Source organism: Mesorhizobium sp. M4B.F.Ca.ET.058.02.1.1 (assembly GCF_003952505.1).
In the GTDB taxonomy this organism is placed as follows: Bacteria; Pseudomonadota; Alphaproteobacteria; order Rhizobiales; family Rhizobiaceae; genus Mesorhizobium.
On the sequence record NZ_CP034450.1, the window covers coordinates 5,550,631 to 5,570,062 of the forward strand.

20 protein-coding genes are annotated in these 19,432 nt (G+C 65.6%); 12 read left to right on the forward strand and 8 right to left on the reverse strand.

Features of this window, described 5'->3' with window-relative positions; translation table 11 throughout:
* Position 1: 1 nt before the first annotated feature.
* From EJ073_RS26995 to EJ073_RS27015, 5 genes are all read left to right on the forward strand, one after another.
* Positions 2-1,672: a nitrite/sulfite reductase gene (locus EJ073_RS26995; protein ID WP_126058277.1), complete on the forward strand. Its 1,671-nt coding sequence runs from the start codon at positions 2-4 to the stop codon at positions 1,670-1,672.
* A complete protein-coding gene (locus tag EJ073_RS27000) occupies positions 1,647-2,411 on the forward strand; it encodes a phosphoadenylyl-sulfate reductase (RefSeq protein WP_126058278.1) in 765 nt (254 codons plus the stop codon). The genes EJ073_RS26995 and EJ073_RS27000 overlap by 26 nt, the downstream gene beginning before the upstream one ends.
* A gap of 144 nt (positions 2,412-2,555) precedes the next feature.
* A complete protein-coding gene (locus tag EJ073_RS27005; RefSeq protein WP_126058279.1) occupies positions 2,556-3,089 on the forward strand; it encodes a DUF934 domain-containing protein in 534 nt (177 codons plus the stop codon).
* An 88-nt stretch (positions 3,090-3,177) separates the two neighbouring features.
* The gene (locus EJ073_RS27010) at positions 3,178-4,785 is read left to right on the forward strand and encodes a GMC family oxidoreductase N-terminal domain-containing protein (protein WP_126058280.1); all 1,608 of its coding nucleotides are present in this window, start codon (positions 3,178-3,180) and stop codon (positions 4,783-4,785) included.
* 190 nt (positions 4,786-4,975) lie between these two features.
* The gene (locus tag EJ073_RS27015; protein ID WP_126058281.1) at positions 4,976-5,596 is read left to right on the forward strand and encodes a DJ-1/PfpI family protein; all 621 of its coding nucleotides are present in this window, start codon (positions 4,976-4,978) and stop codon (positions 5,594-5,596) included.
* Between the two features lie 160 nt (positions 5,597-5,756).
* Here the strand turns inward: EJ073_RS27015 and EJ073_RS27020 are convergent, their stop codons facing one another.
* Positions 5,757-5,957 (reverse strand): hypothetical protein, encoded by a 201-nt coding sequence (locus EJ073_RS27020; protein WP_126058282.1) that lies wholly within the window; start codon positions 5,955-5,957, stop codon positions 5,757-5,759.
* A gap of 228 nt (positions 5,958-6,185) precedes the next feature.
* Between EJ073_RS27020 and grpE the strand changes: the two genes are divergently transcribed.
* Together grpE and EJ073_RS27030 are read left to right on the forward strand one after the other, a co-directional pair.
* Positions 6,186-6,821, forward strand: coding sequence for a nucleotide exchange factor GrpE (grpE, locus tag EJ073_RS27025; RefSeq protein ID WP_126058283.1), 636 nt, complete (start codon positions 6,186-6,188; stop codon positions 6,819-6,821).
* 104 nt (positions 6,822-6,925) lie between these two features.
* Positions 6,926-7,558, forward strand: a complete 633-nt coding sequence (locus tag EJ073_RS27030) for a trimeric intracellular cation channel family protein (RefSeq protein ID WP_126058284.1) — start codon at positions 6,926-6,928, stop codon at positions 7,556-7,558.
* A gap of 79 nt (positions 7,559-7,637) precedes the next feature.
* Here EJ073_RS27030 and EJ073_RS27035 read toward each other — a convergent pair whose 3' ends face one another.
* The 6 genes from EJ073_RS27035 to EJ073_RS27060 form a co-directional block, all read right to left on the reverse strand.
* Entirely contained in the window at positions 7,638-8,525 is an 888-nt protein-coding gene (locus EJ073_RS27035) for a GNAT family N-acetyltransferase (protein WP_126058285.1), read from the reverse strand.
* 182 nt (positions 8,526-8,707) lie between these two features.
* Complete coding sequence (locus EJ073_RS27040) at positions 8,708-10,999, reverse strand: PAS domain-containing hybrid sensor histidine kinase/response regulator (protein WP_126058286.1); 2,292 nt, start codon at positions 10,997-10,999, stop codon at positions 8,708-8,710.
* Between the two features lie 87 nt (positions 11,000-11,086).
* Positions 11,087-12,076, reverse strand: a complete 990-nt coding sequence (locus EJ073_RS27045) for an MDR family oxidoreductase (RefSeq protein ID WP_126058287.1) — start codon at positions 12,074-12,076, stop codon at positions 11,087-11,089.
* Positions 12,077-12,130: 54 nt separating this feature from the next.
* Positions 12,131-12,613 (reverse strand): signal peptidase II, encoded by a 483-nt coding sequence (gene lspA / locus EJ073_RS27050; protein WP_126058288.1) that lies wholly within the window; start codon positions 12,611-12,613, stop codon positions 12,131-12,133.
* Between the two features lie 68 nt (positions 12,614-12,681).
* Entirely contained in the window at positions 12,682-13,530 is an 849-nt protein-coding gene (locus tag EJ073_RS27055; protein ID WP_126058289.1) for an RNA methyltransferase, read from the reverse strand.
* A complete protein-coding gene (locus tag EJ073_RS27060; protein WP_126058290.1) occupies positions 13,531-14,616 on the reverse strand; it encodes a class I SAM-dependent rRNA methyltransferase in 1,086 nt (361 codons plus the stop codon).
* Between the two features lie 282 nt (positions 14,617-14,898).
* Between EJ073_RS27060 and EJ073_RS27065 the strand changes: the two genes are divergently transcribed.
* The 5 genes from EJ073_RS27065 to EJ073_RS27085 all read left to right on the forward strand — a co-directional run bounded on the left by EJ073_RS27065 (position 14,899) and on the right by EJ073_RS27085 (position 18,448).
* Positions 14,899-16,122: an RNA ligase RtcB family protein gene (locus EJ073_RS27065; RefSeq protein WP_126058291.1), complete on the forward strand. Its 1,224-nt coding sequence runs from the start codon at positions 14,899-14,901 to the stop codon at positions 16,120-16,122.
* Positions 16,109-16,726, forward strand: coding sequence for a peptide chain release factor H (prfH, locus tag EJ073_RS27070; RefSeq protein ID WP_126058292.1), 618 nt, complete (start codon positions 16,109-16,111; stop codon positions 16,724-16,726). Before EJ073_RS27065 ends, prfH begins: the two co-directional genes overlap by 14 nt.
* A gap of 113 nt (positions 16,727-16,839) precedes the next feature.
* Complete coding sequence (locus EJ073_RS27075) at positions 16,840-17,538, forward strand: YafY family protein (protein WP_126058293.1); 699 nt, start codon at positions 16,840-16,842, stop codon at positions 17,536-17,538.
* 92 nt (positions 17,539-17,630) lie between these two features.
* The gene (locus EJ073_RS27080; RefSeq protein WP_126058294.1) at positions 17,631-18,011 is read left to right on the forward strand and encodes a VOC family protein; all 381 of its coding nucleotides are present in this window, start codon (positions 17,631-17,633) and stop codon (positions 18,009-18,011) included.
* Positions 18,008-18,448 (forward strand): EVE domain-containing protein, encoded by a 441-nt coding sequence (locus tag EJ073_RS27085; RefSeq protein ID WP_126058295.1) that lies wholly within the window; start codon positions 18,008-18,010, stop codon positions 18,446-18,448. The genes EJ073_RS27080 and EJ073_RS27085 overlap by 4 nt, the downstream gene beginning before the upstream one ends.
* Here EJ073_RS27085 and EJ073_RS27090 read toward each other — a convergent pair.
* Positions 18,438-19,403, reverse strand: a complete 966-nt coding sequence (locus tag EJ073_RS27090) for an ornithine cyclodeaminase family protein (protein ID WP_126058296.1) — start codon at positions 19,401-19,403, stop codon at positions 18,438-18,440. The genes EJ073_RS27085 and EJ073_RS27090 overlap by 11 nt on opposite strands.
* Between the last annotated feature and the right edge of the window lie 29 nt (positions 19,404-19,432).

Below are 19,432 nucleotides of genomic sequence, written 5' to 3' on the forward strand. Positions count from 1 at the left end.
CATGTACCGTTACGATGAGTTCGACCACGATTTCGTTCAGGCCCGCGTCGCCGAGTTCAGCGACCAGGTGCAACGCCGGCTTGCCGGTGAGATCACCGAGGACCAGTTCCGGCCGCTCCGGCTGATGAACGGCGTCTATCTGCAGCTGCATGCCTATATGCTGCGCATCGCGGTGCCCTATGGCACGCTGAACAGCAAGCAGCTGCGCATGCTCGGCCACATCGCGCGCAAATACGACAAGGGCTACGGTCATTTCACGACCCGCCAGAACATACAGTTCAACTGGCCGGCGCTCTCCGACATTCCCGCGATCCTGGCCGATCTCGCCAGCGTCGAGATGCACGCCATCCAGACCAGCGGCAATTGCATCCGCAACGTCACCGCCGATCATTTCGCCGGTGCCGCCGCCGACGAGGTTGCCGATCCGCGCCCCTATGCCGAGATCCTGCGGCAATGGTCGTCGGTGCATCCGGAATTCTCGTTCCTGCCGCGTAAGTTCAAGATAGCGGTGACGGGTGCGGAGCGCGACCGCGCCGCCATCCAGACGCATGACATCGGCCTGCACCTGAAGAAGAACGCGGCCGGCGAGCTCGGCTTCGCGGTCTATGTCGGCGGCGGCCAGGGCCGCACGCCGATGGTGGCGCGGAAGATCCGCGACTTCCTGCCGGAAGCCGATCTTCTCTCCTACTGCACGGCGATCCTGCGCGTTTACAACCTCTACGGCCGCCGCGACAACAAGTACAAGGCGCGGATCAAGATCCTTGTCCACGAGACCGGCGTCGAGGAGATCACGCGCCAGGTCGAGGCCGAATGGCAGGAGCTGAAGGACGCCGAGCTGAAGCTGCCGGAAGCCGACATCGGTGCCATCAACGCCTATTTCGCGCCGCCGGCGGTGGTCGAGCGGCCGGAAGGCGACGCGGCTGTGAAGCTGGCGCGGCTCGATTCCAAGAATTTCTCGGAATGGCTCGACCAGAATGTGGTGACGCATCGCCATCCCGACTACGCGGCGGTGACGATCTCGCTGAAGGGCATCGGCGAGGTGCCGGGCGACGCCACCGACAGCCAGATGGAGGCGGTCGCCGACATCGCCGAGAAATACGCCTTCGACGAATTGCGCGTCAGCCACGAGCAGAACCTGATCCTGCCGCATGTGGCGCGCGCCGATCTGAAGGCCGTCTATGACGCGTTGGTCGACATCGGCCTGGCGACGGCCAATTCCAACCTGATCAGCGACATCATCTCATGCCCCGGCCTCGACTATTGCGCGCTGGCCACGGCCCGTTCCATTCCGGTGGCGCAGGAGATCTCGCAGCGCTTCGCTTCGCTCGAACGGCAGCGCGAGATCGGCGAGCTGAAGCTGAAGATCTCCGGCTGCATCAATGCCTGCGGCCATCATCATGTCGGCCACATCGGCATTCTCGGCGTCGAGAAGAAGGGCTCCGAGCTTTACCAGGTCACCCTCGGCGGCTCGGCCGACGAGAACACCTCCGTCGGCGAGATCATCGGCCGCGGCTTCTCGTCGGAAGAGATCACCGACGCCATCGAGCAGATCGTCGATACCTATCTCGGCCTTCGGCTCAGTCCCTCAGAACGTTTTATCGACGCCTACCGCAGAGTCGGTCCCGCGCCGTTCAAGGAGGCGCTCTATGCTGGCGAAACCAAGGCCGCTTGACCGGGTCGTTGATGTCGAGGCCGGCGTCGCCGCCGAGGCGGCGGGGCTCGACGCGCTTTATGGGCACCTCAGCCCGATCGAGGTCATAGAGCGTTCGGCGAACGAGTTGTTTCGCGGCGGTATCGCCGCCGTTTCCTCCTTCGGCGCCGATTCCGCCGTGCTGCTGCACATGATCGCCAAGGTCGACCGCGCGCTGCCGGTGATCTTCCTCGACACCGGCAAGCATTTCGAGGAAACGCTCGGCTATCGCGATGCGCTGGTCGCCGATTTCGGCTTCACCGATGTCAGGGTGATCAAGCCGGAGGAGGCCGCGCTCGAACGCGTCGATCCGACAGGCAGGCTGCACGAAACCAACACCGACGCCTGCTGCAACGTGCGCAAGGTCGAGCCGATGGCGCGCGGCGTCGAGCCGTTCCGCGCCTGGTTCACCGGGCGCAAGCGATTCCAGGCCTCGACGCGCGCGGCGCTTCCGGTCTTCGAGGCGGTCGGCTCGCGCATCCGCATTAATCCGCTGGCGCACTGGACGACTTCGGACCAGGCCGACTACATGCGCCAGCACGCGCTGCGCGAAAATCCGCTGGTCGCCTATGGCTATCTGTCGATCGGGTGCTTCCCGTGCACGCAGCCGGTACAGCCGGGCGAGGACGCGCGCAGCGGCCGCTGGGCCGGGCACGCCAAGACAGAGTGCGGCATCCACCTTTCCGGCCTGGAGAAGTCGCTGACCGACGCATCCCTTTAGGCTATGTTGATATTCAGGTGAGGCCGGCCCGCAATCGTCGGTTTCCAGCGTTTCCGGTGCTCACGCACCATGGGACGCTCCGCTCGGGCTCGGCCTGACCTGAAACGCGACACATCCTTGGATTTTTGGACTTGGGAATTTTTGATGACTGAACCGACCAAATCGGAAACCCGCCTCTGGACCCCGAACGGTTTCCGCGAGGACGAGTGGATCCAGGCCGAGAGCGCCGAGGCGCTGGCCGGCAATGGCCGCTTCATCCTGCCGCTGCAGGCGTTCCTGGGGCTCGACCCGGAGGTGCGCAAGTCGGCCAGGGAACGCATCGGGGTGCTGCTGCAGCCCGGCGACGAGCTCGACAAGATCGTCGGCCTGCTCGACCAGCTGTCGCTGGTGGCGTTGGCCTTCCCGGCGTTCAATGACGGCCGTTCTTTCTCCAAGGGCGAATTGCTGCGCAGCCGCCATCATTTCGAGGGCGCCGTCCGCGCCGCCGGCCAGGTGCTGGTCGACCAGCTGCCGCATATGCTGCGGGTCGGCTTCGACGAGTTCGAAATCTCGAACCCGGTGCTTTTGAAGCGGTTGGGGGAAGGCCGCACCGGCGGGCTGGGGCTCTACTACCAGCCGACCGCCGAGGCGGAGACCAAGGGGCCGAAATATTCCTGGCGGCGCAAACGCGCGGGCTGACCCTGCGGTAACTCGTCGACGTCTTTACAACGCGCGCAAGCAGGCCTTCTCTGACCGTACGGACGGAAATATCCGCCGGGAGGAGACCATGCGCTACGACTATGTCATCGCCGGCGGCGGTTCCGCCGGCTGCACGCTTGCCGCCAGGCTTTCTGAGGATGCATCGAAGACGGTCTGCCTGATCGAAGCGGGCGGCGAAGGCAAGGATCTCCTGATCCGCGCGCCGGCCGGCATCATCGCGCTGCTGCCGGGCAGGCCCAGGATCAACAATTGGGGGTTTGAGACGGTGCCGCAGGAAGGGCTCGGCGGCCGCAAGGGCTACCAGCCGCGCGGCAAGGCCTTGGGCGGCTCCAGCGCCATCAACGCCATGCTTTACACGCGCGGTCACCGCCGCGACTATGACGAATGGGCCGATCTCGGCTGCGACGGCTGGTCGTGGAGCGAGGTGCTGCCCTATTTCCGGCGCGCCGAAGGCAACCAGCGCGGCACTGATGCGCTGCACGGCGGCGACGGACCGCTCAGGGTGGCCGAGCAGCAGGAGCCGCGTTCGATCTCGAAAGCCTTCGTCGAGGCCTGCGGCGAGAACCAGATCCGCCGTAACGACGATTTCAACGGGCCCGAGCAGGAAGGGGCGGGGCTCTACCAGGTCACGCAATTCTGGGGCGAGCGGCGCAATGGCGAGCGCTGCTCGGCCGCGGCAGCCTATCTGCATCCGGCGATGGGCCGGCCGAACCTCACCGTCATCACCGGCGCGCAGGCGACCGGCGTGGTGCTCGACGGCAAGCGCGCGACGGGCGTGCGCTATCGTGCCGGCAAGAGCGAAGCCGTGGCGGAAGCCAGGCGCGAGGTCATCCTGTGCGGTGGCGCGTTCGGCTCGCCGCAAATGCTGCTGCTTTCCGGCATCGGTCCGGCGGCGGAGCTGGCAGTGCACGGCATTCCGATCGTCCATGAACTGCCCGGTGTCGGCAAGAACCTGCAGGACCATCTCGATTTCATCCTGGCCTGGAAGTCGCGCGAGACCGAGCTGATGGGCATCGGCCTCCGCGGCCTGCCCGGACTGCTCAGGCACATGCTGCGCTGGCGCAAGGACGGCACCGGCATGATCGCCACGCCCTATGCGGAGGCCGGCGCCTTCCTCAAATCCGACGCGGCGGCCGAGCGGCCCGACCTGCAACTGCATTTCTGCATCGCCATCGTCGACGATCACGGCCGCAAGCTGCATATGGGCTATGGCTTCTCCTGCCATGTCTGCGTGCTGAGGCCCTATTCGCGCGGCGAGGTTGGGCTGTCCAGTCCAGACTCGCTGGCGCCGCCGCGCATCGACCCGCGCTTCCTCGAGGACGAGCGCGACGCCGAGCTTCTGCTCCGGGGTGTGCGGATGATGCGCGGCATTCTGGAGTCGCCGGCGCTGGCCAGGTATCGCCAGAAGGAAATCTATACCGCTGGCGCTGCCAGCGACGCCGAGCTGATGGCGCATATCAGGGCCCGCGCCGACACGATCTATCACCCGGCCGGCACCTGCAAGATGGGCATCGACGAGATGGCCGTCGTCGATCCGCAGTTAAAGGTGCGCGGGTTGCAAGGGCTGCGCGTCGTCGACGCCTCGGTGATGCCGACACTCGTCGGCGGCAACACCAATGCGCCGACGATCATGATCGCCGAGAAGGCGGCGGATATGATCCGGGCGGCTGCCTGACGCTGTCTTGGTCAGACCAGCCTCTCCGGTTTTGCTCCGGAAGCCTTGCCTTTGTTGCTCACCGGGCGCCACAGAATCAATCTGGTAGGACCAATCGTGCGATTTGCGCTTCCCCTCCGCCCTGCTTGCCCTTACGATAGGGCTATATTTCGCGCCTCGAAATAAATAGCCAGCTAAGGGAGGAACCGGCATGGCAGGCAAAAGGATTCTGATGCTCGTTGGCGAGTTCAGCGAGGAGTATGAGATTTTCGTCTTCGAACAGGCCATGCATGCGGTTGGCCATACGGTGCATGTCGTGTGCCCCGACAAGAAGGCCGGCGACATCTTGAAGACCTCGCTGCACGATTTCGAAGGCCACCAGACCTACACCGAAAAGCTCGGCCACGACTACATCCTCAACAAGACCTTCGCCGAGGTGAACCCGGCCGACTACGACGCCGTCTATGCGGCCGGCGGGCGCGGGCCGGAATACATCCGCATCGACAAGCGCGTGCAGGCGCTAGTCAGGCATTTCCACGAGACCGGCAAGCCGATTTTCACCATCTGCCACGGCGTGCAGATCCTGATCGCCGTCGACGGTGTGGTGCGCGGCCGCGAGGTCGCGGCGCTGCAATACTGCGAGCCGGAAGTGACGCTCGCCGGCGGCATCTACATCGATGTCGCGCCGACCGGCGCCCATGTCGATGGCAATCTGGTATCGGCCAAGGGCTGGCCTGGCCTTGCAGCGTTCATGCGCGAATGCCTGAAGGTGCTCGGCACCGAGATCCGCGACGGCAAGGCGCTGATGCGCGACGAACGCAAGGCGGCTTGAAATATCGGGAAAAGCGCCGCTCGCAGCGGTTCCAGTCCCATGGAACCGCTGATCCTCTAAGCCTCTGATTTCTTGTGCAATTCCAGGCGGAAACCGGGCTGCGCAGCCTTGCTGGAATTGCTTCAGGCGCGGCGGCGCGTCCGGTCTTGCGGATGCGCAGCTACTGGCGGCGTTCGCCGTTGGCCGCCCTGGTTTCGATGTCATCGAGCTGGTCGAGCAGGTCGCGGAAATGCTCGGGCGTGTTCGTTTCCAGGCGGAATGACGGCAGCGTGCGCAGAAAGCGCTTCGTCGCTTCGCTGCCAAGCTGTCGTCTGATATCGGCGGCGAGTTCCGCGCGCCTTTCGCTTTTGTTGCCGCTCATCGTCCCAAATCCTGTGTCGGCTTCGAAACTCCCTCAACCCGGCAATGGTTCCCTCGCCGCCGCTTTCTCGCAAGCGAAGCCGGCGATCAAGGTAAAATTTGATTTAATATCGAACGGTCCCCTGGAGACGCAGCGAAACTGCGTTGGCTCGCTTGCCCCTTGATTTTTGGCCTTCAAACCTCGATATCGGGCGCAAATCCAAACCATTCGGAATGACGGGAAACGGCGATGAGCGACCAGGCAAAAGACGAACGCGCGCCCGAGGATATGGAGCCTACCGAGGCCACCGGCGAACGTGCGGAAGGCAGCGTCGACGGCGACTACGAGGCGCTGGTGCGGCTGCTGAAGGAAAACGAGGAATTGAAGGACCGAGCGCTTCGCGTCGCGGCAGAGATGGAGAACCTGCGCCGTCGCACCGTGCGCGACGTGCACGACGCGCGCGCCTATGCGGTGGCCAATTTCGCGCGCGACATGCTGTCGGTGTCGGACAATCTGCGCCGCGCGCTGGACGCCATTCCGGCCGAAGCCAAGGCGTCGGGCGATGCCGGCTTCAAGGCCCTGATCGAGGGCGTCGACCTTACCGAGCGCGCCATGCTTGCGGCGCTGGAGCGGCATGGGGTGAAGAAGCTCGCGCCGGAAGGCGAGAAGTTCGACCCGAACTTCCACCAGGCGATGTTCGAGGTGCCCAATCCCGATGTTCCCTCAGGCACCGTCGTCCAGGTCGTCCAGCCCGGCTATTCGATCGGCGACCGCGTGCTGAGGCCAGCCATGGTCGGCGTCGCCAAGGGCGGCCCGAAGGCCGCTGTCGCCGAGGCGCCGGTCGAGCCGGGGCCGGTGAACGAGCAGGCCGAGAAGGATGCCTGATAGTGAGTAGCGAATAGGGAGCAGTGAGTAGGGGGACAGATACTAATCTGCGGCTTCGTGCTATTGCCCTACTCCCTATTCGCTATTCACTACTCGCTCAGCCCATGAACCTCATCGAGCTTCTCGACTATGCCGGCGTCGCCGTCTTCGCGGCGACAGGCGCGCTTGCCGCTTCGCGCAAGCAACTCGACATCATCGGCTTTCTGTTCCTGGCCTGCGTCACCGGTATCGGCGGCGGCACGTTGCGCGACGTCATCCTCAACCTGCCGGTGTTCTGGGTCGCCAACCGCGACTATGTGCTGATCTGCGTGGTGGTCGCGGTGCTAGTCTTCTTCAGCGCCCACCTGGTCGAATCCCGCTACAAATTGCTGCTCTGGCTCGACGCCATCGGCCTCGCCGCCTTCTCGGTGATGGGCGCCGCCAAGGGCCTCGCCATCACTGGCTCACCGGTCGTCGCCACCATCATGGGCGTGCTGACCGCCACCTTCGGCGGCATCCTGCGCGATCTTCTGGCGGGGGAGCCGTCGGTGCTTCTGCGGCCCGAGATCTACGTCACGGCGGCTCTTGCGGGTGCGGCCCTTTTCACCGTCGGTGACCTTGCCGGCCTGCCGCCGTTGGCGGCGGGTCTGCTGGGTTTCGCCGCGGCATTCATTGTGCGCGGCGGCGCGCTCAAATTCGGCTGGGCCTTTGCGTCTTACAAAAGCAGGCCCGGACGGCGGCCGGAGGATATTCCATGAGAGAGAGCGAATAGCGAATAGGGAGTAGCGAATAGGGGCTGACGCAGCTCCCGCTGGTCAGTATTCGCTGTTCGCTGAGTTATGCCGCGAAGCGCTGGGCTTCCCCGCCATAATAGTTGACGTAGCGCGCACCGATCTCCTTGACCGGCATGACGACAAAGACGTCGACGGTCGAGAATTCATGATCGATGACGCAGCCGTCGCCGATGCGGGCGCCGACGCGCAGGTAACCCTTGACCAGCGGCGGCATCGCCGCGATCGCGGCCTTGGCGTTGACCGCCTCGATCGGCATCAGGTCCATGGGGCAGTAACGGCCCGCGACCGCCTTGACGTCCCAAGCCGAATTGGTGCGGCAGTGATGGGCGAGATAGGTCAAGGCCTCGGCATGCGCTGCCGGCACGATGCCGTGGAAGGAGGCGCAGCCGGTCATCACGCCGATGCCGTAGTGGTTGATGTAGGCCCAGATGCCTTGCCACAGCGCCTCGATGGTGCGCTTGGAACGGTATTCCGGCAGGACACAGGAGCGGCCGAGCTCGAGGAAACGCTGACCGGGATGACGGGCGATCAGCTTGGTCAGCTCGAACTCGCCCTCGGAATAGAAACCGCCAGCCGTCGCCGCGATTTCCTGCCGCAGCAGCCGGTAGGTGCCGACGATGCGGCGGTGCTCAGGGCCGGGGAGCGAGGTGTCGAACACCAAAAGGTGATCGCAGAGCGGGTCGAAACGGTCGGCGTCGCGACGGTTCTGCGCCTGGAACAGGTCCTTCCTGGCACCGAGCTCGTCATAGAATACCCGGTAGCGCACTTCCTGGGCGGCCGCGATCTCGGCCTCGTTGCGGGCAAGCCGCACTTCGAGATTGCCGATGCGGCCGAGAGGGGTGCCTGTTGCAACGGCATCGCCGGTCCGCGCGGCGAGCAGGGCGCCGCCGGCATTCGGCCGAGTGTCACATTCCGGCATAACTGTATGCACGAGTGATTCTCCTTCGAGCCATCCCTCTTGGCACGGGGATACGGTGTAGGTGCAACAGGATTGTGACAGTACCGTGATACGCAGCGGCGGGCAATACTTCGTCGGCTGGCGAATGCCTTCATCCGGCTACCTTTAGCTGGGCAAAGCCAGGCAATCCAAGGCGTGTGCCGGGGGCAAAAAATTCAGGCCGCGACCTGCGCCTCGACAGCGCTGACCAGGGCGTCCGGGTCGAGCGGCTTGGTGACGAAGCCGCTGGCGCCGTGCGCCAGTACCGTGTGGCGGGTCTTTTCCTGGCTGTCCGCCGACAGCACCATGATCGGGACGGGCGGCACCGCCAGCGCCTCCTCGTGGCGGCGAATGGCGGCGATGGCATCCAGCCCGTCCATGACCGGCATGTGCAGGTCCATCAGCACCACGTCGAAGCGGTGCTTCAGGCCGGCATCAGTGACAGCCTCGACGGCGGCCTTGCCGTTGCCGACCACCTTGACGCGATGCCCGGCCTTCAGGAGCGTGGCGCGGGCGAGCATGGCGTTGATGTCGTTGTCCTCGGCGATCAGCACCGACAGGCCCTGCTCGCCACGGCGGCCGCCGGCGCGCACGGGCTGCGCGCCGCGCTTGTCGGCTTGCGGCAGGGGCAGGGCTGGCGCGTGGCTGGTCAAGAGCACGCGCAGCAGCGTCTCGCCGCGCACCGGCCGCGCCAGGAAGGTGGCGTAGCCGTTGGCGCGGAATTCGCCGAGCATGCCGCGGTCGGTCGGCGCGATTAACGTGATCGCCTCACAGTCGGCAAAACCGTTCTGGCGCAAGCGCTTGAGCAAGCGCCCGTCGCTGTTTTCCATGGCGGCATCGACCAGTAGAACGTCGCAGCCGGTGGCGAAAGGCGTTGCCTGGGCAAGCGTCGTCGCCAGGTCGACGGCGCCGCCATGGGCGCGGATGGTGCGCGCGATGGCGTCGGCCTCGACCGCGTTCTTCGACACGATCACGGCGCGCCGGCCGGAGAGGATGTCCTGCCGGTTCTGCGGCGGCTCGGTTGCGGCCACGGCCGGAAGCTCGAAGACGAATTCGGATCCCTCGCCGAGCCGGCTCGACACTGAAATCGAACCGCCCATGGCGGTGACGAGGCGCCTGGATATGGCAAGGCCGAGGCCTGCACCGCCATGCACCCGGGTTGAGGTGCCGTCCGACTGTTCGAACTCCTCGAAGATGCGTTCCATGTCCTCTTCGCGCAGCCCCGGACCAGTGTCGGTAATGGTGAAGCAGATGCGGTCGGTGGTCTCGGTGCGCGCCCGCGCGACACCGAGCAGCACGCCACCGGTGTCGGTGAATTTGATGGCGTTGCCGATGAGGTTGAGCAGCACCTGACGCACCCGGCCTGGATCGGCGGTGATCATCTGCGGGACGTCCGGCTCGACATGGCAGCCGAGGCCGATGTTCTTGGCGAAGGCCTTCGCTGCCATCAGTTCGATGATGTTGTTGGCGATTTCGCGCACCGACGTCGGCTGCGGCTCGGGGTCGAAGCGGCCGGCCTCGATCTTGGAGTAGTCGAGCAAATCCTCGATCAGCGCCAGCAGCGCGCTGGCCGAAGTCGAGACGGCTCCGACATAGGTGCGCTGCTCGGGCGACAGATCGGTGTCGACCAGCAGCTTGGCCATCCCCATGATGCCGTTCATCGGCGTGCGGATTTCGTGGCTGACGGTGGCGAGGAAGCGCGACTTGGCCTGGCTGGCATATTCGGCGCGCTCGCGGGCGGTGATCAGCGAGGATTCGGCGCGCTTACGGGCGGTGATGTCGCGCGCGATAGCCCGGTGCGAGACGGCGCCATTGTCCTTGTCGCGCACCGACAGCTCGATCCAGGAAAACCAGCGCGGGCCGTTCGGCGTGCGGACGGCGACGTCGGTGGAGCTCAGGCATTCATGATCAGAGAAGGCGGCGTCGGGAACGATTCCGACGTCGATGCCGAGCTCCGACAGCGTCTTGCTGGCAAGATCGCGCTGGTCGACCTCGACGAGGTCGGCGAAAACCTTGTTGGCATAGACGATATGGCCGTCGCGATCGCGATGGACGACGAGATCGCCGAGCGCGTCAATCAGCCCGCGAAACCGCTCCTCGCTTTCCTGCATCTCCCACATGCGGTCGGCGAGGGTCTCGATCTCGGCGCGGCTGCGGGCGGCGGTCTCGTCGAGCAAGTCCGAGGCCAGGCGTTCGTTGCGTTTGTTGCGCAGATGCATGCCCAGGCCGGCGAGGCCGGTCACCAGCAGACCGAGAGTGACGAAGATCGGCGCGCCGGTGAGATGAGCCAGACCCGCCAGCACGGCGATGGCGACGACGGTGAGGAAAGGCAGGCCTTCGGGATTGGCAGGCGGCAGTACGGGCGCCAGCGGCGGCGCGGTGACAAGCTGACGCTTCGGCGTAGCAGGGTTCGGCCCGTCCACGCCATCGGCACTCTCCGCCGCCTTGATGCCGGATTCCGCGATCATGCGGAAAGCCATGCCACAGAGACATTATGGAAGATTGCGGCGGATCGCTCGAATTTTAACGGTCGCGCGGTTTTTGCCCGTCAGCGCTCACATATCGACAACGACGCGACCCCTGATCCTGCCATCGACGATATCACGCGCGGCGTCGATTATATCGTCAAAACCGATGGTCCTGGACAGCGTCGCGAGCTTGCCATGGTCGAGGTCGGCGCCGATGCGGCGCCACGCCTCCAGGCGGACCGCCTTCGGCGCCATCACCGAATCGATGCCGAGCAGTGAGACGCCGCGCAGAATGAAGGGAGCAACGCTCGCCGGCAGGTCCATGCCGCCGGCAAGCCCGCAGGCGGCAACCGCGCCGCCGTAGGCGGTCATCGACAGAACATTGGCCAGTGTGTGGCTGCCGACCGCATCGACGCCGCCGGCCCAGCGCTCCTTGGCGAGCGGCTTTGCCGGCTGGGTGAGTTCATCGCGCGAGATCACCTCGGCGGCGCCGAGGTCGATCAGATAGGGGCTTTCGGCATTGCGGCCAGTCGAGGCGATGACATGGTAGCCGAGGCTGGAGAGGATCGAGACCGCGACTGAGCCGACGCCGCCGGCCGCGCCCGTCACCACCACCGGGCCGCGATCCGGGACGATGCCGTGCCGCTCGAGCGCCATGACGCTGAGCATGGCCGTGTAGCCGGCAGTGCCGACCGCCATCGCATCATGCGGGCTCATGCCTTCGGGCAGCGGCACCAGCCAGTCGCCGTTGACGCGGGCGCGACCGGCAAAGGCGCCGAAATGCGTTTCGCCGACGCCCCAGCCATTGAGGATCACCCTGTCGCCCTTGCGCCAGTCGGCATGCGAGGAGGAGATCACCGTACCAGCGAAATCGATGCCCGGCACCAGCGGCCAGCGGCGGATGACCGGCGCCTTGCCGGTGATGGCCAGCCCATCCTTGTAGTTGACCGTCGTCGCCTCGACGGCGACGGTGACGTCGCCCTCCATCAGTTCGGCTTCGGTGAGGTTGATGACCGCGACCGACTGCTTCTTGTCGGCGTCGCGCGAAACGAGGATGGCTTTGAAGGTTTCGGACACTTTTTTCTCCCCGGTTGTGCGGTGCCTGGACTGTGCGGCGGCGGCTGCGCGCGGTCAATCTTGCGAGGGCTTGGGCTCGCGCCGCCAGCCGACAAATTCGTCGAAGAGGACAAGCGCGGCACCGACCGAGATGAAGGCGTCCGCTAGGTTGAATACGGCGAAGGACCAAACCGGCGTGTGGAACAATATGTAGTCGATGACGTGGCCGTAGACGGCGCGGTCGATCAGGTTGCCGAGAGCGCCGCCGATGATCAGTGCAAAGCCAATCCTGGCAAGCACATGGCCCGCCGGCGTGCGCGTTGCGAGGTAGAGCACGAAGGCGACGACGAGGACGGCGATCACCACCAGGCCGGTATCGCCGAAAGACTGGAACATCGAGAAGGCGATGCCCGTGTTGTAGGTGCGGAACAGCGCCAGGAAAGGCAAAAGATCGACCTTCTCCTGAAAGGCGAGGCCGCCCTCCACCAACTGCTTGATCCACTGGTCGAGCGCAATGGCGACGACGACCAGCAGGCAATAGGGGGACCAGAACCTCACGATTTGATGCCCTCTTGTTTGACCATGATCTTGTCCGAAAACCGGACGCCGCCATTTGGGATCATGGTCTAGTCCGGCCCCAGCTTCAGCGCGCCGCGGCGGATCTCGAACAGCATGATGCCGGTGGCGACCGCCAGGTTGAGCGAATCGGCGCGGCCGGCCTGCGGAATCCTGAGCAGCCGGTCGCAGCTTTCGGCAAGGCTGTCGGGCAGGCCCTGCTGCTCGTTGCCCATCAAAAGCAGCACCGGTCCCCTGGTGAAATCGACTGAGCGATAGTCAACCGCGCCCTTCAGATGCGTGCCGGCGACGAGGCCCGGAAACCCCTTGCGCCAGGCAAGGAAAGCCTCCGGCGTCGCCCTGGCGACCGGCACGGCGAAGATCGAGCCCATGGTGGCGCGCACGGTCTCGACGGCAAAGGGGTCGGTGGTGTCGCCGACCAGGATGACGCCCTTGGCGCCGACCGCATCGACGGTGCGGATGACGGTGCCGAGATTGCCGGGGTCGCGCACCCGGTCGAGCGCCACCCAGACGTCGCCGTCCGAAGCGCGGATATCCTTCAGCGGCAGGACCCTCTGGGCAAAGACCCCAACCACCATTTGCGGGTTGTCGCGGCGGGTGATCGCCGCCAGCACCTTCTCCGAGACTTCGAGCACGGTGCCGCCAGCGGCGACGGTGCGCGCCGCGACCTTCTCCACCGCCGCGTTGCCGCGTCCGGCCTTGGCAAAGACCAGCGTCTTGATCGACCAGCCGAGGTCGAGCGCGTCGATGACCAGCTTCAGGCCTTCGGCCATGAAGGCGTTCTGCTGTTCGCGGAATTTTTTCAGCGCCAGCGCCTTGATGTCCTTGACCAGCGGGTTGGCGAGGCTGGTGACTTCCTTCACCTGGCCGACGGCGCGCGAGCTCTCATAAGCGTTCATTCAAGCCACCCAGCGCGAGAACAGCGAGGTCGACAGCGCGCGGCCGGCGGATTTTTCGCGGATGATCAACTCGCCCGATTCGACCGTGCCACCCATGCCGGCGAAAGTATCGCGCATCAGGGCATGGATGGCGAAGAAGGAGGCGCGGATCGAATAGGCGGTCAGCACGACGGCAAGCGGCTTCGGCGTCAGGATCGAGCGGCAGAGGTCGGTCAGGCCGGGCAGGTCGTCGAACAATTGCCAGACCTCGCCCTTCGGTCCGCGCCCATAGGCCGGCGGATCGAACAGCACGATGTCGTAGCGGCTGCCGCGGCGCTCCTCGCGCTCGGCGAATTTCACGGCGTCCTCGACGATCCAGCGGATCGGCTTGCTGCCGAGCCCCGCCATCTCCTGGTTTTCCCGGGCCCAGCCTATGGCCTTCTTGGACGCATCGACATGGGTGACCTCGGCGCCGGCGCGCGCCGCGACCAGCGAGGCGAGGCCGGTATAACCGAACAAGTTCAGTACCTTGACCGGCCGTTTGGCCGCCATGATCAGCCCAGCCATGTGATCCCAGTGGGAGGCCTGTTCGGGAAACACGCCGACATGGCGAAACGAGGTGAAGCGGCCAAGATAGTCGATGCCGTCATGCTTCATCGGCCAGGTTTCGCCGAGCGGCGTTTTTGGGAAGCGCCAGCGGCCGATGCCTTCCTCGTCGGTGTCGCCAGTGAAGATGGCATCGGCGCGCTCCCAGTCCCTGGCCGGCAGCGCCCTTTGCCAGATCGCCTGACCCTCCGGCCGCACGATGCGGTAGGGGCCATACTGCTCGAGTTTTTGGCCCGAGCCGCTATCCAGCAGGGCGTAGTCGGCATTGGGCGCCACTTCGAGGATCAGCGGCAGCCGCTCTGCAGGCAGCAAGCCATCGCGGCGCGAAAGGATGCGCGGCGCAGATTTGGGCTCGGATCGCTCCTGCGTCTTTGCCTCATGCCGTTCGCCCGACCTTATCTGTGGTCGCGATGCCGTGTGCTCCTGGCGCGGCCGCGCGTGTTCGGCCCCGCCCTTTGCGGGCGGACGGTTGTCGCGGCGTTTGTCGCGAAAAGACTTCAAGCAGGAGGGTCTCCGGGCTGAGTGGCCGCTTTTTGGCATGAGGGGCGCGGCGGTGCAACAAGCGATGACGGTCATGCTGTGGCTGCCACGGACTTGTGTTTTTGCGCGTTTCGTCTATGAGGGCCGCCTTGTTGTTTCTGGAATGGGAGCGAAAGATGACGAACATCTTCACAGCGCACCCCGCAGGGGTTCCGGCGTAAGCCAGCGTCTTGGTGGCTGCCGCCGGTCGAACGGATGCCTGAAGGCGTCCGACTCCGGACCTGTATCCAGAAGTGTTCCATCATGGGCAATCTTATCGGGGGCCTTAGCCCCTCTACGTCGCGCGCCGTGCCGGCTGCGCATATCCAGCATTGTTTTTCGCCGCAGACATGGATCGAGGGCGCGGCGCTCGAGCAACTCAGGAACGTCGCGGCCTTGCCCGGCGTCACCTCGGTTGCGGCCTTTCCAGACCTGCACCCCGGCAAATACGGCCCGACCGGTATCGCCGTGTTGTCGCAGCGCTTGCACCCGCAACTGATCGGCAACGACATCGGCTGCGGCATGTCGCTGTTTGAACTCGACCTGCCGCTGCGCAAGCTCAGGATCGACAAGGCTGCCGAGCGTCTGCGCCGGATCGAAGCCGAGGATGTCTTCGATCCGGCCGAGGCACTTGGCCGTTCGGATCTGCCGCCGGATCTCTATCCCGGGGCTCTGGGCACGATCGGCGGCGGCAACCATTTTTGCGAGCTGCAGGCGGTCGATGAGACAATCGACGCCGCTGGCGAAAGCCTGTTCGACCGCCAGAAACTCTATCTGCTGGTGCATTCCGGCTCGCGCGGCCTCGGCGCGGTTGTCTTCGGGCAGATGCTCGATCGCCAATCCGCGATCACCGCCGGGCTCGATCCCGACAGCGCGGACGGCATTCACTGGCGCCGCCAGCATGATGTCTGCGTCGCCTGGGCCTCGCTCAACCGCAGCCTGATCGCGGAGCGCGCGGCAAGCGTGCTGAAAAGCGATGTTCGGCTGGTCGCTGACATCCCGCACAACCTTGTGCGCGAACGGGTTGGCGGCTTTGTGCACCACAAGGGTTCGGCTGCGGTTGCTGCCGGAGACATCGCGCCGATCGCCGGGTCGCGGGCAAGCCTAAGCTATGTCGTGCAGGTCCTCGACGCCACCGGTTCGTCGCTGGGCGGAATTTCGCACGGCGCCGGCCGCAAATACGACCGCGCCACGATGCATGGCCGCGCCGGCCGCAACAGGTCGGAGCGCGACGCGCTGTTGCGAAACGGCTGGGGCGGGCAACTGATCTGCGATGACCGCAATTTGGTTATCGAGGAAGCAGCGTCCGCCTACAAGGATGCCGGCCAGGTGGTGCGGGACCTCGCCGAGGCAGGCCTGGTGCTGGCGCTGGCAGCGATGAAGCCGCTGGTCACCTACAAGAAGGCCTTCGAAGGCCCCTCCGACCGCACGCGCAGCAAACCGATCCGCAACCGCCAGGGAAGGAGGGACCGCCATGCCCGCGATTGATCTTCTGGTCACCTCGGGCAGCGGTCCGGCGGAATGCCGCGTCGCGCTGATGGCGCTGATTGGCATCATCGAAGCCGAGGCCGACAGGCGCGGCTGCACGACCGATGTCACCTTCGGCCACAGGCCGGATCGGCACGGCGCCAAATCCGCGCTGCTCGGTCTCGAAGGCGCGAACGCCGCCGCGCTGGCGGCGGAATATTGCGGCACCGTCAAATTCGTCTTCAAGAGCCCGGTGCGCTCGGGACACAAACGCCAGAACTGGTTTGTCGGCGTGAAGGCGGTGGATCTGGCGGCGGCAGTGCCAGCCGAGGCTTCGATCGCACCCTGCGACGTGCGCATCGAAACGCTGCGCGCCGGCGGTCCTGGCGGCCAACATCAGAACACCACCGACAGTGCGGTGCGCGCCGTCCATCTGCCAACAGGCATCGTGGTGACGGCACGCAACGAGCGCTCGCAACACCGCAACAAGGCAATCGCGCTGCGACGGCTGGAAGCGATGCTGCGGGTTCTCGCCGATCGCGATGCCGAACAGTCGAAGGCTGAAATCTTCATCGCCAACAAGGCGCTGGAGCGCGGCAACGAGGTCAAGGTGTTTCGCCTCTGACCGAACATCTCCGAGCGAAGTGGGCGCGGCCGAGTCGCCGGATGTGGATCGTCCCGGCTTCCTGCCGCGCCCATGCGGTTCTATCGTGGATTTGGCCCCAAGTCCCGAGAATCATGTCCCGTTCCGAACGCCTGCTCGACCTGGTCCAGATCCTGCGCCGTCATCGTCGGCCGGTCAGTGGCCGCACGCTTGCCGGTGAAATGGGTGTCTCCATCCGAACGCTGTATCGCGACATCGCGACGCTGCAGGGGCAGGGCGCGCCGATCGAGGGCGAGGCGGGGCTGGGCTATGTGCTGAAACCTGGATTCATGCTGCCGCCGCTGATGTTCACCGATGAGGAGATCGAGGCGATCGTGCTCGGGTCGCGCTGGGTCGCCAAGCAGCCGGATGCGAGGCTTTCGGCGGCGGCGACCGATGCGCTTGCCAAGATCGCGGCCGTGCTGCCGGCCGATCTGCGCGAGGATCTCGATGCCACCACGCTGCTCGTCGGTCCGAGCGCCGAGGCCACCGAGGGCATCGACCTCAGCCTGGTGCGCCAAGCCATCCGCGACGAACGCAAGCTCGGTTTCCTCTATCGCGATGCGGCAGGGGTCCAGTCCCGGCGCATGGTCTGGCCCTTCGCGCTCGGCTTCTTCGACAAGGTGAGGATTGTGGTCGCCTGGTGCGAGACGCGGCAGGATTTCCGCCATTTCCGCGCCGATCGCATCTCCGCCCTCAGCGCCACCGAAATTCGCTACCCGCGCCGTCGCCAGGCTCTCCTCAAGGCGTGGCGAGCGTCGCTGGACGCACCAAAGCGTGGGCCAGAGGCCTGACGTTTCGTTACGCGCTCTTGCAAAATGCCTGCTGCCAGAATCTGACAGTGGGGCGGCCTATGCTCCTCCAATCGAAACCCTGGAGAGCAGACATGAACACCTCAAATTTCGTTATCCTCTACGTCGACAGTCCGGAGCGGAGCGGCGCCTTCTACGGCGCGCTGCTCGGGCGGCAACCGGTCGAGGCGTCGCCGACCTTCGTGCTGTTTGTGCTCGACAACGGCTTCAAGCTTGGGCTGTGGTCGCGCCACACGGTGGAGCCGGCGGCGGCCGCCGCGGGCGGCGGAGCCGAGCTCGTCTTTGCGCAGGACACGCCGGCGGCGGTCGACGCTGCCCATGGGGACTGGGCCGGGCGCGGCCTGAAGATCCTGCAGGCGCCGACGGACATGGATTTCGGCCGCACCTTCGTTGCGCTCGATCCCGACAACCACCGGCTGCGCGTCTATTGGCTGAACGAGGGAGACCAGGGATGAGTGCGCACTGGATCGCGGTCGCCTCGGCGGCGCATGTCAGGATCGGCCGCGAAGGCGGCTTCATGCAGGTCAATCATGGCAAGGCGGCGCCGCTGCGCCGCGTCAAGCCAGGCGACCGCATCGTCTACTATTCGCCGAGCACGGTCCTAGGCGAAAAGGACGGCCTGCAATCTTTCACCGCCATCGGCACGGTGCGCGACGGCGAGCCCTACCGGGGCTACATGGGCGCAGGCTTCACGCCGTTCCGGCGTGATGTCGACTGGGCGAAGGCTGGGGAAGCGCCGATCAAGCCGTTGCTCGACCGGCTCGACTTGACGGCTGGCCGGCCGAACTGGGGCTACCAGTTCCGTTTTGGGCTGCTTGCCATCGGCGCGCATGATTTTGCGCTGATCGCGCAAGCGATGGGCATGGTGCCGGCAAGCGAAGCTATCGCTTGAGCGCCTTGTAGACGGCGATGCCGGCGGCGAGGTCCTCAAGCGCGGCGCCGACCGACTTGAACAATGTGATCTCGCCGTCGCCTTGCCGGCCCGCCTTCTCGCCGCGCGCCAGTTCATGCAAGTCAGCGATGATGGCGTCCGGTTTCAGGACGCCGGAGGCCAGCGGCTGGACGATGTCGCCCGCTTCCTTGGTGGCACCGGAGCGAGTGTCGACATAGACGCGGGCGCGCCGGATCGCGTCGTCGTCGCTTTCGCGCATCGTCGGCGTGAAGCCGCCGACAAGGTCGACATGCGCGCCCGGCTTCAACAGCGCACCCCTGATCAGCGGCTCGGTGGAAATGGTCGCCGAGGAGACGATGTCGGCCTCGGCGAGCTCGGCGCCGAGATCGCCGGCTGCGCTGGCCGGGAGCCCTTCGGCGCGCAAGCCGGCGGCGACCTTTTCGGCATTAACCGGCGTTCGGTTCCAGATGCGGATGCTCTTGATCGGCCTCACCGCCGAATGCGCCTTGGCGAGGAAGGTCGACAGCGCGCCGGCGCCGACGACCAACAGGCGCGAGGCATCCTTGCGGGCGAGGTAGGAGGCGGCAAGCGCCGAGGCGCACGCGGTGCGCCATTGCGTCAGTCGCTGGCCGTCGATCAGCGCTTCCGGTTCGCCGGTCGTGCCGTCGAGCAGCAGGTAAAGGCCCATCACGGCGGGTTTGCCGATGGCGTTGTTGTCGGGCGAGACGGTGACGATTTTGACACCGATATGGCCGCCCGCCGAGGCGCCGGGGGCGTTGAAATCGGTCCAGGCAGGCATCAACAGCAGCGTCGAGGCGGCGCCATCAGGACGGTCGACCGTGTGATGGTGACGGACCGGCTGCACGGCGCCGTCGCGGAAGGCGGTGCGCAGCGTCTCGACCAGCCCGGGAAAGGTCAGCGCCTGGTCGACCTCGGCGGCCGAAATGGTCAGCATGGAAGACTCCGTGGAGTGAAGGCGCCCGC

Bases quoted from the DNA above. Each gene is read 5' to 3' on its own strand.
- EJ073_RS26995 (WP_126058277.1), top strand. From the start codon at position 2: ATGTACCGTTACGATGAGTTCGACCACGATTTCGTTCAGGCCCGCGTC.
- EJ073_RS27000 (WP_126058278.1), top strand. From the start codon at position 1,647: ATGCTGGCGAAACCAAGGCCGCTTGACCGGGTCGTTGATGTCGAGGCC.
- EJ073_RS27005 (WP_126058279.1), top strand. From the start codon at position 2,556: ATGACTGAACCGACCAAATCGGAAACCCGCCTCTGGACCCCGAACGGT.
- EJ073_RS27010 (WP_126058280.1), top strand. From the start codon at position 3,178: ATGCGCTACGACTATGTCATCGCCGGCGGCGGTTCCGCCGGCTGCACG.
- EJ073_RS27015 (WP_126058281.1), top strand. From the start codon at position 4,976: ATGGCAGGCAAAAGGATTCTGATGCTCGTTGGCGAGTTCAGCGAGGAG.
- EJ073_RS27020 (WP_126058282.1), bottom strand. From the start codon at position 5,957: ATGAGCGGCAACAAAAGCGAAAGGCGCGCGGAACTCGCCGCCGATATC.
- grpE (WP_126058283.1), top strand. From the start codon at position 6,186: ATGAGCGACCAGGCAAAAGACGAACGCGCGCCCGAGGATATGGAGCCT.
- EJ073_RS27030 (WP_126058284.1), top strand. From the start codon at position 6,926: ATGAACCTCATCGAGCTTCTCGACTATGCCGGCGTCGCCGTCTTCGCG.
- EJ073_RS27040 (WP_126058286.1), bottom strand. From the start codon at position 10,999: ATGATCGCGGAATCCGGCATCAAGGCGGCGGAGAGTGCCGATGGCGTG.
- EJ073_RS27055 (WP_126058289.1), bottom strand. From the start codon at position 13,530: ATGAACGCTTATGAGAGCTCGCGCGCCGTCGGCCAGGTGAAGGAAGTC.
- EJ073_RS27065 (WP_126058291.1), top strand. From the start codon at position 14,899: ATGGGCAATCTTATCGGGGGCCTTAGCCCCTCTACGTCGCGCGCCGTG.
- prfH (WP_126058292.1), top strand. From the start codon at position 16,109: ATGCCCGCGATTGATCTTCTGGTCACCTCGGGCAGCGGTCCGGCGGAA.
- EJ073_RS27075 (WP_126058293.1), top strand. From the start codon at position 16,840: ATGTCCCGTTCCGAACGCCTGCTCGACCTGGTCCAGATCCTGCGCCGT.
- EJ073_RS27080 (WP_126058294.1), top strand. From the start codon at position 17,631: ATGAACACCTCAAATTTCGTTATCCTCTACGTCGACAGTCCGGAGCGG.
- EJ073_RS27085 (WP_126058295.1), top strand. From the start codon at position 18,008: ATGAGTGCGCACTGGATCGCGGTCGCCTCGGCGGCGCATGTCAGGATC.
- EJ073_RS27090 (WP_126058296.1), bottom strand. From the start codon at position 19,403: ATGCTGACCATTTCGGCCGCCGAGGTCGACCAGGCGCTGACCTTTCCC.